Here is a 359-nt window from a genome sequence, read left to right as displayed (position 1 = left end):
GAACTCATCGTGGCGCGGGTATCCATACTCATAGAGACGCCGGATAGATTTAAGCAAGCCAACCATACATCAAAATGAGTGTTGCAAAAACGGGGAAGACCATAGATTTGTCACGGTGGCGGATCGTGAGCGGATTGCCCGGTACTTTCTTGATTATTTGAAAAACAATGGCATCAAACTCCGGCAAATGGATAGCCTGAAGGTGAAATATATCGAGCGCTATATTGCTGAACGTAAGGCCAACAATATGTAACCCTTCACCAGTCCCCCATTGACACAAAAATGTGATGTTTATCGCTTGATCCGCTTTTCCCTGTTGCTTGATCCTGCCAGTCAGGTAACCTTTTCACCCATGAAAA

1 pseudogene is annotated in these 359 nt (G+C 45.1%); it reads left to right on the top strand.

Annotation, left to right across the window (positions count from 1 at the left end):
- Positions 1-64 precede the first annotated feature (64 nt).
- Positions 65-250 (top strand): annotated as a pseudogene (locus tag AAC854_RS23335) (phage integrase N-terminal domain-containing protein); the annotation flags it as partial.
- Between the last annotated feature and the right edge of the window lie 109 nt (positions 251-359).

Source organism: Xenorhabdus entomophaga (genome assembly GCF_037996725.1).
GTDB classification, from domain to species: domain Bacteria; phylum Pseudomonadota; class Gammaproteobacteria; order Enterobacterales; family Enterobacteriaceae; genus Xenorhabdus; species Xenorhabdus khoisanae.
The sequence above is the reverse complement of the archived record's forward strand: the minus strand, read 5'-3'. Positions and strand labels throughout refer to the sequence as shown.